Source organism: Duganella qianjiadongensis (genome assembly GCF_009857915.1).
Lineage (GTDB): Bacteria > Pseudomonadota > Gammaproteobacteria > Burkholderiales > Burkholderiaceae_D > Rugamonas > Rugamonas qianjiadongensis.
Genome location: NZ_WWCM01000018.1, coordinates 42509 through 53719, shown reverse-complemented (window position 1 = coordinate 53719; position 11211 = coordinate 42509). Strand labels below are relative to the sequence as shown.

Sequence of the window (11211 nt, the reverse complement as noted above, 5' to 3'; positions counted from 1 at the left end):
CCTAAAATAGCGCAGGGCTGTGCTATTCTGCCGCGCTCAGGTCACTTAGGATGAAACCCATGCAACTCAAGAAAACCCTCGCCGCGCTGCTGCTGGCAGCCGGTTCCGCGCTCGGTCTGGCGCATGCCGATCCGCTCAGCTATGCACGCTACGATCAGGTGCGCACCAGCGACCTGCATCTGGACCTGAAAGCCGATTTTGCCAGCCACACGCTTGCGGGCTACGCCGAATTGACGCTGAACTGGCTCGATAAATCGGCCCGCACGCTGGTGCTCGATACCAGCGAACTGAATATCGCCCGGGTGCAGTTGCTGCAGCCGTCGGGCCGCTGGCAGGCTGCCTCGTATATGCTCGATAAGCCCGATGCCGAAAAGGGCCGGGCCCTGCGCATCGCCGTGCCGTTCCAGCCACAGAAAGTGCGCATCTATTACCGCACGGCGCCGTCGGCCACCGCGTTGCAGTGGATGGCGCCGCAGCAGACCATGTCCGGCAAGCGTCCGTTCATGTTCAGCCAGTCCGAATCCATCAATGCGCGTTCGTGGGTGCCGCTGCAGGATACGCCGGCCGTGCGCTTTACCTACAGCGCCCGCATCGCCGCACCGGAAGGATTGCGCGTGGTAATGAGCGCCTCCAATGACCAGCAATCGCACGGTGCCGGCGGCTGGAAGTTCAGCATGGCGCAGCCGATTCCCTCCTATCTGCTGGCTATCGCCATCGGCGAAATCGAAGTGCGTAATCTGGGCCCGCGTTCCGCCGTGTATGCCGAACCGGCCCGCATCGAAGCTGCGGCCTACGAGATGGCCGATACAGAGAAGATGATCAGCGCTGCGGAAGAACTGTATGGCCCGTATCGCTGGGAGCGTTACGACATGCTGGTGCTGCCGCCGTCCTTCCCTATCGGCGGCATGGAGAATCCGCGTCTGACCTTCGTTACGCCCACCATGATCGCGGGCGACCGCAGTCTGGTAGACCTGATCGCGCACGAGCTGGCGCATTCGTGGTCGGGCAATCTGGTGACCAACGCCACGTGGAAGCACTTCTGGCTCAACGAGGGCTTTACCAACTACGTCACCACGCGGGTCGTGGAAAAGCTTTACGGTGCAGAAGTGGCGCAGATGAATCTGCAGGTGGAGCAGGAAGAAGCCATGGCCTCGCTGCCATCCATTCCGCCCGCCAAACAGGCGCTGGTGACGCGTGATGCCGATACGGCTTCGTCCACCTATACAGACACCGAACTGGTGTACCCGAAAGGCGCATGGCTGCTGCGCACGCTGGAGCAGCGCGCCGGGCGCAGCGTGTTCGATGCCTTCCTGCGCGGCTGGTTCGACCAGCATGCCTTCCAGTCGGTGCGCACGGAAGAATTTGTCAGCTACCTGAAACAGAATCTGCTGGCAGCCCATCCCGAAGTGATGAGCGCAGCAGAACTCGACGAATGGCTGTACGGCTCCGGCATACCGGCCAGCGCGCGCCATGAAGCGTCGCCGCGGCTGGCCGCGCTCGATGCCCAGCGCAGCGCGTGGCTGCAAGGTACGCTGGCAACGGCTGATCTGCCAGCACAGGGCTGGATCGCACTCGAATGGATGCACTTCCTGAATGATATCGACGGCAAGGCCACGGCCAGCCAGTTGCAGGAGCTCGATCAGCGCTTCGCGCTGGCCAGCAGCAGCAACAACGAAATCGCCTACCGTTTCTATCTGTCGTCGATCAAGGCAGGCTACAACGTGCGCGCGCCGCTGCAGGCTTTTCTGCTCAGTGTAGGGCGGCAGAAGTTCGTAGTGCCACTCTACACGGCGCTGCTGAAAAATCCGGCCGAGCGCGAGTGGGCCAGAACGCTGTACGTGCAGGCGCGCCCGCACTATCATCCTGTCACGCAAAGCGCGGTCGATAAACAATTCAAAAAACCATAATGCTGAAACTTACTCCTACTCTGGGCGCCGTGCTGGTGATGCTGGCGCTGGGCGGCAACGCGCTGGCCCACTCTCAGGCAGCGGCCGATACGCCTGCAGCCACCAGCGCTGCAACTTCCGTGACAGCGGCACCCGTGCCGCCATTCGACCTTGCTGCGGATGTGCAGCGCGTGCTGAAAACTTTCGATGTGCCGGGTATGGCCGTGGCCATCGTCAAGGATGGCAAGGTAGTGGCAGCTAATGGCTACGGCGTGCGCAAGCTGGGCGAGGCCACGCCGGTGGATGGCCACACGCTGTTCGAAATTGCTTCCAACTCCAAAGCCTTTACGGCAGCGGCACTGGCGCAGCTGGTCGATGATGGCAAGCTGGCGTGGGATGACCCCGTCACCAGACATCTGCCGGATTTCCAGATGTACGACTCGTATGTCACCGGCGTGATGACGGTGCGCGATCTGCTCACCCACCGCAGCGGGCTGGGTCTGGGGGCAGGCGATCTGCTGTGGTGGCCGACCACCAGTTTCAGCACCGACGAGATCATTGCGCGCCTGCGCTACGTGAAGCCGGCGACCAGCTTCCGTAACAACTACGCCTACGATAATCTGCTCTACATCGTGGCCGGGAAAATTATCGCGCAGAAGAGCGGCAAGCCTTGGGGCGCCGCGGTGCGCGAGCGTATCCTCGCGCCGCTGGGCATGCAGGAAACCACCACCAGTGTGGAAGCCATGCGCACGGGCAGCAATTACTCGGCACCGCATAGCAAGATCAACGAGAAGATCAGCGTGGTCAAGCCTATGCAGGTGGAGAACGCCATTGGCGCCGTCGGCATCAACACCAGTGCCAGCGATATCGCCCGCTGGATGAATATGTTGCTCAATGAAGGCAAGCTGGAAGATGGCCGCCAGCTCATTAGCGCCAAACAGCTGAACGAAATGTGGAGCGAGCAGACGCCTATGCGCATCCGCACGCCCAAGCCGCCGCTGGCCGCCACCAAGCCGAATTTTGCCGCCTATGGTCTGGGCTTGAGCCTGCGCGACTACAAGGGCCGCAAAATCGCCATGCATGGCGGGGCGCTGCAGGGCTTCTATTCGACCGTGCTGATGGTGCCGGAAGAAAAACTGGGTATTGCGATTCTGACCAATGCAGAAAACAGCCCGGCCATGGCGGCGCTGTACTGGCGCATACTGGACCAGTATCTGAACGTGCCGGCCAGCGACTGGATTACCCTGTACGCCGAGCAGGAAGCGGCAGCGCATCAGGAAGAACTGGAACGCCAGAGCAAGGAAAGCTCGGCGCGGGCTGCCAGGTCCAGCCCTTCGCTGCCGCTGGCCGCCTACGAAGGCGAGTATGAGGATGCGTGGTATGGCAAAGTGACTATCCGCCGCGAAGGCCGTAAGCAGATCATGCGCTTTAGCCGCACGCCCGATCTGGAAGGCGAGCTGGAACACTTCCAGCACGACACCTTCATCGTGCGCTGGAAGGAGCGCAACTTCAATGCCGATGCCTACGTCAGTTTTGCACTCAATCCGGATGCCACCATCGAACGCATGAAAATGGCGCCTGTCTCCACCGAGACGGATTTCAGCTTCGATTTCCGCGATCTGAATTTCACGCCGCTTGCGGCACCTAAGGCGAAGTAAGCCGGCATAAGGCCAGAGAAGGGCCAGCCCCGGCGGCGCTACTGTCATGAGGCAGTAGCGCCGCTGTCGTTTCAGAGCTGGGTTTCGACGCGATTGCGGCCCTGGCTCTTGGCGCGGTACAGCGCCAGATCGGCCGAGTGGAACAGATCATCGAGCGCGGCGTGGGGGCCGTGCGCCACGGCGACGCCGAAGCTCGCCGTTACGCGCAGTATGTAGCCGTCGCTAAGCGTGAGCGGCTCCTGCTCGATGGCCACGCGCAGCCGTTCGGCCAGTGCGCGCGCTGCTTCCAGTCCGCAGTAACTCGGCATGACGACGAACTCCTCGCCACCGTAGCGGGCCAGAATTTCGCCATCGCGCAAAGTGGCGCGCACGACTTCGGCAATGCGGATCAGCACCTGATCGCCGGCGTCGTGGCCATAGCAGTCGTTGACGGATTTGAAGTGGTCGATATCGAACAGGATCACGGCCAGCGATTCATCCTTTTCGCGCGCTCCGCGCAGGCGCAGATTGCCCGCCGTAGCAAAGGCGCGGCGGTTAAGGATGCCAGTCAGGTAGTCGGTGTCGGCGCGGGTCTTGAGCTCTTCGATCAGGTGGGCGCGCTCCTGTTCCAGCCGCTGGCGCTCCATGCTGTTTTCGCGCAGGGTAGCCAGCGCGCGCAGCATGTCGCCGATTTCATCCTTGCGCCGGCTGATGCGCGAAGGCGCGGTGAAATCGCCATTGCCCAGCCGCACCACGGCGCGGGTGGCACGCAGCAGGGGCGCTACCACGCGTACCCGTACGATGATCAGCAGCGCGACCAGCACCATCAGTATGGCAGCGCCATTGAGCATGGCCCAGCCCAGTTCGTGGCGGGCCTGCTGGAATTCTCTGTGCGCCTGCAACTGGGCTTCCTGCAGCAGGGCATCGCGTACAGCCAGTATCGGCGCCATGGTGGGCACATAGCGCTGGGCGAACTGCGCGGTGTCCATGCCGTAGCGCTGCGCGCCACTGGCGCGCGGGCTGCTGCTGGCCTGTTCCACTGCGCTGATGATCTGCTGGCCTCGGGCGAAATAGTCGCTATCCATCCGGGCCAGCGCAGCCTGCACGGCCTGCGCCTGATCGGCTTCGCTGCTGTTCATCCGGATCAGCTGGCGTAACTGTTCGAGGCGGCCGCGCAGAAACTGCAGGCGCTCCTGCTGCTCGCGGGTGAGCGGCTGCGCCGTCGCCAGCGGTACGGTCAGGGTGGAGCCCAGCCGGCCCGCGTATTCACGCAGCTCCACGGCGAGGCGGCTCTTGACCAGCAGGCGGGTAATGCGCGGATAGGCCTGTTCCGACGCGTGCGTGGCTGCGGTGACGGTATCGAGCGCCAGCGGCACCAGCGCATACATGCGTTCGACGGCGCTATTGAGCTGGGCTGGCGTGCGGCCATCCGGCGGCTGGGCTGCCAGCTGATCGACATTGCGGCGGGCTTCGCGCAGAGCCTGATCGAGTGCCGCCGTGGCGTCGCGCTGGTCCAGTTGCTGTTGTAACTGACGCAGCGCGTTATTGGTATCGTTGCGCGCGCTGCGCAGCCGTTCCTGTTTGGCCGCTGCCGCGGGATAGCCATCGCCCATGACGGCATTGCTGGGGCCCCGTTCGAACGAGAGTTTTTCCGCAGCCCGCATGGACGCTTCCACCAGCTGCAGCGCCTGCAAGCCCCGCTCGGCGGACTGATACTGGCGCCATTCACTCCACAGCGAACGGCCCTGCACGCCACACACCAGCAGCGCCAGAATGGCGCTGATCAGGGTGAAAAGTCGGGTGAGTCGCATTGTGGCTTATATGAATGTCTTTTTGCTAGTTAGCAATATGCCACAAACTCCTCCGCTCAGGGGTAATCCTTGTGTCTACAGGGTCTATTTGTGCGGTAATTGTGCGCAAATTGCGGCGCTTGGGCCGGTAAAGAGGGCGCAAGCTGGCCGAAAGCGGGCGGCCAAGCGCGGCTAATGGTAGGATGTCGGCCTCACGTTGTCCGGCGCAGCCGTAGACAATGTAAAGCTTGTCAGTTTATTAATTGAAGGATGAAGAAGATGTCTATGCAACGAGTTATGCTGCGCTCCAAGCTGCACCGCGTGACGGTAACCCAGGCTGACCTGCACTACGAAGGTTCTTGCGGTATCGATCAGGACCTGCTGGATGCGGCCGATATCTGGGTGAACGAGAAAATCGAACTGTACAACGTTAATAACGGTGAACGCTTCTCCACCTACGCGATTCCGGGCCTGCGCGGCACGGGCGAAATTTCGCTTAACGGCGCTGCGGCACGCCGCGCCCAGCTCGGCGACCTGCTGATCATCTGCACCTACGCGCCGATGACGGAAGAGCAGGCCAAGGACTACAAACCGAAAGTCGTGTTCGTCGATGACAAGAACAAGATCAAGGGCATGAAGGCTTAATAGCCAGTCTGTCGCCCAAAAGCCACGGGGCAGGCCGCGATTTCCCGAGAAATCGCCGCCTGCCCCGTGTGTTTTTGATCTGTGGCGTTTATTTGTCGATGCCGTCGCTGCGCAGCAGCTGCGACATGTATTGCGGGGTAATGCCGAGGAAGGAAGCCACGACCTTCTGCGAGATGCGTTGCTCCAGACCCGGATACTCGCGCCGGAAGGCGGCCAGACGGCCCTGCGCCGGCGCAGCGTTGATGCACATGCGGCGGGCCTGCTCCATGATGCTGCACTCGGAGACTTTCAGATAATAGTCGCGCAGCATGCTGTTGCTTTCACGCATGGCCGTGTAGGCTGCCCAGTCCAGTTTGAAGCCATGCACGGCGGTTTCGGCAATCACGAAGTGCTGGGCCGGCAGGCCGTCGCGCGCGCGCAGCAGATCATCGTGCGAAGCAGCGGGCTCGCCATCGGTCACGAAGTGCAGCGTGACTTCGGCGCCCGCTTCCGTGATGAAGCCCGTACGGGCCACGCCGCTGTGCAGCCAGTACAGATTCTGGGCGATGGTGCCTATGCGCTGCAGATACTCGCCTTTGCGGAAACTAACGGGTGTCGCCAGCGGGGCCAGCAAAGCGGTGACCTCATCGTACATAGCGGGTGTAACTTTATAACGCTGCGACGTGACGTCTCGGTATTTCGCGCGGTGATCGATGAATGCCTGGCTCATGTTGGTATCGTTGATTTCCGGCGCGCGAGGCGGCCTTGAAGGAAAGCCGAAAGTGTAAACCTTTTTTACGGTCTTTAGCGCAATTTTAATTGTATTTCGGAATTAAAATTAGAGAGATACTTCAGATTTAAACTAGTTGAATGACGCCAGTACGCTTCATTTTCATAGGTAAAACCGGGCTAGAACGGACTAGATAGCCGGAGCTTGTCAAAAACAGTTGCAATTCAGGAACTCGCGATCTGTATGCTGGTCAATTTGTACTCGAATTACAGAATTTTGTAAGTTATACACTAAATAGCGCCTGTTGTTTAACAGTCAGTGACGATTCTTTTGCCAGCCACTTTGTGGCGCGGAAATAGTTTCTGAGATACATTTGTCCCACAGGTATCCTAAACCAACACGCAGTCAGCAGCAGCTGTGGCTAACCTCGGGGACACGAGCAATGAGCACCAAGTCTGGTTTCGATAGCAGGGTTGTGATTCCGCTGGCGCTGGCTGCTGCAGGCGCTGCAGGCACCATTGCCGCAGGCTGGTCGCGCTGGGGCTGGTACACCGTGTTTTGGGGCGCAGCTTTGCTGGCGCTGGCCATGTGGAGCGTGCTGCGTGTACAGTCTGGCACTGCAAGCGGCGGTGGCGCTGCTGCCAGTGTGGAAACCTATCTGCAATCGCGTCAAGACTTCAGCGACGCCGTGCTGCCGGTCTGGTGCCGGCATATCGAAAATTCGCGCAGCCAGATGGAAGAAGCTGTGTCTGATCTGGCCGGACGCTTCTCCAATATTGTGGACCGGCTCGACTCGGCCGTGCATGTGTCCAGTCATGACAATGCCCGTGACGGGCAGGGCATGACCGAGATTTTTTCCCGCAGCGAGACCCAGCTGGGTTCCGTGGTCGGCTCGATGAAGTCGGCATTCGAATCGAAGCAGGCCATGCTGGCGCAGATTAAGGATCTGGAGCGCTTCACGCGCGAATTGCGCGACATGGCAGAAGGCGTGGCCAGCATTGCAGCCCAGACCAATCTGCTGGCGCTGAACGCCGCGATCGAAGCGGCACGTGCCGGGCCGGCTGGACGCGGTTTTGCCGTCGTGGCACAGGAGGTGCGTCACCTGTCCAGCCGTTCGGCCGAGACCGGCAAAAACATCGCTAACCGGGTAGGCCTGATCAGCAGTGCCATCCTCGCTGCCAGCGAAGCCGCCGACCGCACGGCCGCGCAGGAAAATAGTTCCATGCAGTCGGCCGAAGTCATGATACACAGCGTGCTCGATGATTTCCGCAGTATGACCGATGCGCTGGTGGCCTCCTCCGAACAACTCAAGCAGGAGAGTGTGGGCATCCAGGGCGAAGTGGGCGAAGCGCTGGTGCAGCTGCAGTTCCAGGACCGCGTCAGCCAGGTGCTGGCCCACGTGCAGCAGAATATCGAACGTCTGCCGGCCCTGCTGCGCGAGCATAGCGACCGCTACCACGCGGCGCAGATACTCGAACCTATGGATGCCCAGCCGCTGCTGCGCGAATTACAGAAAACCTATGCCATGGCCGAAGAACACGCCGTGCATGGCGGCTCCAGCCGAGCCAACCCGGCCGCCGCTGCCGCCGATGAAATCACCTTCTTCTGATTCGTAACCGGAGTAGAAAGACTATGGCAAAAACAATTATGGTGGTGGATGATTCCGCCTCCCTGCGGCAAGTGGTGGGTATCGCTCTCAAAGGCGCGGGCTACGACGTGATCGAAGGACGCGATGGCGCCGATGCGCTGTCCAAGTGCACGGGGCAGAAAATCCATCTGGTGGTATGCGATGTGAATATGCCGAATATGGATGGCATCACCTTTGTGCGCGAGTTCAAGGCTTTGCCCAACTACCGCTTTACGCCGGTGATCATGCTGACCACCGAATCGCAGGAAAGCAAGAAGGAAGAAGGCAAGGCCGCTGGCGCCAAGGCATGGGTGGTGAAGCCATTCAAGCCGGAAGTGCTGCTCGGTGCTGTGGCCAAACTGGTCCTACCTTAAGCCACGGAGGCTGCCATGTCCGAAACTCAAGCCGAGCAGGGAGGCGCAGGCCAGCTGGCGCTGTGCGGCGAACTGACGATCTACCACGCCGCCGAAGTGAAGCAGCAGGTGCTGGCCGCCTTGCGTGCCGGCCCCGTGCTGGAGCTCGACCTGTCCGGCGTGACGGAACTCGATACGGCCGGCCTGCAGGTGCTGATGCTGGCCAAGCAGACCGCGCAGGCCGAACAGCGCGAACTGCGGCTGGTGCAGCATAGTCCGGCCGTGGTGGAGATATTCCAGATGCTCGATCTGGGCGCATTTTTTGGTGACGCACTACTGATCCACGCTTGATGCAATACCACTGATCCGACATTCCATCTGTTCTGAGGGCATGCCATGAATCTGGATGAAGCACTACAGACGTTTATCACCGAGAGCCGCGAGCTGCTGGAGGAAATGGAGAACGCGTTGCTCAACGTCGATCTGGCCGGCGATCAGAGCGAAGCGATTAATGCGATCTTTCGCGCCGCCCATACTATCAAGGGTTCGGCCGGGCTGTTCAGTCTGGACCATATCGTCGCTTTTACCCACGTGGTAGAAAGCCTGCTCGACGGCGTGCGCGATGGCACCGTGTCGCTTAACGACGAAATGATCGTGCTGCTGCTGTCCTGCTGCGACTACCTGTCCGAGCTGACCGATGCGCTGGCGGCAGGCCGTCTCGACGCCGATCCCGACATGGCGCCGCAAGGCGAAATGCTGCTGGCCCAACTGCGCCGCCACATGGAGGGCGGCGAGCCGGAAAGCAGCGAAGCGGCGCTGGTACTCCCTGCCGAGCCGGGCGTGGAGCGCATCGATCAGGAGCCGGGCCATAGCGACTACTGGCATATCTCGCTGCGCTTCGGCCGCGAAATACTGCAGAACGGTATGGACCCTATCGCCTTCCTGCGCTATCTGACGAAACTGGGCCGCATCGTCGGCATCGCTACCGTGCCCGATGCCATGCCGCCAGCCGATGAAATGGACGCCGAGCTGTGCTACCTGGGTTTCGAAATCGCCTTCGATAGCAACGCCGACCGCGATGCCATCGCCGGTGTATTCGAGTTCGTGCAGGACGATGCCGAGATCCGCATCATCCCGCCGCACAGCAAGGTGTCGCACTACGTCGATCTGATCCGCGCCTTGCCCGAGCAGGGCGCAAGGCTGGGCGAAATTCTGGTGCGCTGCGGCAGCGTGACCGCCCACGAGCTGGCCGGCGCCCTGCAGCAGCAATCGGAATGCAGTGTAGCGGAGGCGCCGCAGCAGCTAGGCAGCATACTGGTTGATGGCGGCAATGTGCCGCCAGTCGTGGTGGAGGCGGCACTGGCCAAACAGAAGCAGGTGAGCGAGCAGAAAGCGCAGGAAAGCCGTTCCATCCGCGTCGATTCCGACAAGCTCGACAGGCTGATCGATCTGGTGGGGGAGCTGATCATCGCCGGTGCCCGCACCAGCATGGTGGGCCAGCATCTGCAGAACAGCGAGCTGCAGGAATGTACCTCGGCCCTGTCCGGGCTGGTGGAAGAGGTGCGCGATGCCGCGCTGGAACTGCGCATGGTGAAAATCGGCGCCACCTTCAACCGCTTCCAGCGCGTGGTGCACGATGTGGCGCGCGAGCTGGGCAAGGATATCGGTCTGATCGTCGATGGCGAAGATACCGAACTCGATAAGACAGTGGTGGAAAAGATCGGCGATCCGCTGCTGCATCTGGTGCGCAATGCGATGGATCACGGCATCGAAGCGGCTGGCCAGCGGCTGGCTAACGGCAAGCCGGCCAAGGGCATGATCAAGCTCAATGCTTTCCATGAATCGGGCAGCATCGTAATCCAGGTCAGCGATGATGGCGGCGGCCTGCGCAAGGACAGGATACTGGCCAAAGCCATAGAACGGGGCCTGATCGATCCCGAACGCAAGCTGAGCGACAGCGAAATCTACAACCTGATTTTCGAGGCGGGTTTTTCGACGGCAGAAAAAATCACCAACCTGTCAGGCCGCGGGGTGGGGATGGATGTGGTCAAACGCAATATCCAGGCCCTGCGCGGCAGCGTCGATATCAGCAGCGACGAAGGCAAGGGCACCACCGTGACAGTGCGTTTGCCGCTGACGCTGGCCATCATCGACGGCTTCCTCGTGCAGGTCGGCAGTTCGGTATTTGTCATCCCGCTCGACATGATAGAAGAGTGCATCGAGTACGCCACCGAGCCCGGTCAGGATTACTGCAATCTGCGCGGGCAGGTGCTGCCTTTCGTGCGCCTGCGCGAGCTGTTCCGGCTGGACGGCGCCGCCACGCGGCGTGAAAGCATCGTGGTGCTCAAACTGGGCAATCAGCGTGCCGGTCTGGTGGTCGACACCCTGCTGGGCGAATTCCAGACCGTGATCAAGCCGCTCAGCCCACTGTTCAGCGAAGTGCGCTGCATCAGCGGCTCGACCATACTGGGCAGCGGCGAAGTGGCGCTGATACTCGATGTGGCGGCGCTGATGCATTCCGTCAGCGGCAAGGGGACGGCCGTACTGGCGGCCTGAAAGGACAT

9 protein-coding genes are annotated in these 11211 nt (G+C 61.1%); 7 read left to right on the top strand and 2 right to left on the bottom strand.

What is annotated here, in order from left to right:
* Positions 1-59: 59 nt before the first annotated feature.
* Together GTP27_RS19815 and GTP27_RS19810 are read left to right on the top strand one after the other, a co-directional pair.
* Positions 60-1907 (top strand): M1 family metallopeptidase, encoded by a 1848-nt coding sequence (locus tag GTP27_RS19815; RefSeq protein ID WP_161040863.1) that lies wholly within the window; start codon positions 60-62, stop codon positions 1905-1907.
* The gene (locus tag GTP27_RS19810) at positions 1907-3544 is read left to right on the top strand and encodes a serine hydrolase (RefSeq protein WP_161040862.1); all 1638 of its coding nucleotides are present in this window, start codon (positions 1907-1909) and stop codon (positions 3542-3544) included. The genes GTP27_RS19815 and GTP27_RS19810 overlap by 1 nt, the downstream gene beginning before the upstream one ends.
* A gap of 71 nt (positions 3545-3615) precedes the next feature.
* Here the strand turns inward: GTP27_RS19810 and GTP27_RS19805 are convergent, their stop codons facing one another.
* The gene (locus GTP27_RS19805) at positions 3616-5334 is read right to left on the bottom strand and encodes a GGDEF domain-containing protein (protein WP_161040861.1); all 1719 of its coding nucleotides are present in this window, start codon (positions 5332-5334) and stop codon (positions 3616-3618) included.
* Between the two features lie 264 nt (positions 5335-5598).
* On the opposite strand from GTP27_RS19805, the gene panD reads away from it, so the two are divergent.
* Entirely contained in the window at positions 5599-5958 is a 360-nt protein-coding gene (gene panD, locus GTP27_RS19800) for an aspartate 1-decarboxylase (protein ID WP_161040860.1), read from the top strand.
* An 88-nt stretch (positions 5959-6046) separates the two neighbouring features.
* On the opposite strand, the gene GTP27_RS19795 is transcribed toward panD, so the two are convergent.
* On the bottom strand, positions 6047-6667 hold the full coding sequence (locus tag GTP27_RS19795) for a Crp/Fnr family transcriptional regulator (RefSeq protein ID WP_229634250.1): 621 nt from the start codon (positions 6665-6667) through the stop codon (positions 6047-6049).
* 442 nt (positions 6668-7109) lie between these two features.
* Between GTP27_RS19795 and GTP27_RS19790 the strand changes: the two genes are divergently transcribed.
* The 4 genes from GTP27_RS19790 to GTP27_RS19775 are packed head-to-tail and all read left to right on the top strand — an operon-like array spanning position 7110 to position 11203.
* Positions 7110-8276 carry a methyl-accepting chemotaxis protein gene (locus tag GTP27_RS19790; protein ID WP_161040859.1) on the top strand — a complete coding sequence of 389 codons (1167 nt, stop codon included), beginning with the start codon at positions 7110-7112 and terminating at the stop codon, positions 8274-8276.
* A 23-nt stretch (positions 8277-8299) separates the two neighbouring features.
* Positions 8300-8668: a response regulator gene (locus tag GTP27_RS19785; protein WP_161040858.1), complete on the top strand. Its 369-nt coding sequence runs from the start codon at positions 8300-8302 to the stop codon at positions 8666-8668.
* Positions 8669-8683: 15 nt separating this feature from the next.
* On the top strand, positions 8684-8998 hold the full coding sequence (locus tag GTP27_RS19780) for an STAS domain-containing protein (RefSeq protein ID WP_161040857.1): 315 nt from the start codon (positions 8684-8686) through the stop codon (positions 8996-8998).
* Positions 8999-9043: 45 nt separating this feature from the next.
* On the top strand, positions 9044-11203 hold the full coding sequence (locus tag GTP27_RS19775) for a chemotaxis protein CheA (RefSeq protein WP_161040856.1): 2160 nt from the start codon (positions 9044-9046) through the stop codon (positions 11201-11203).
* Positions 11204-11211: the final 8 nt, after the last annotated feature.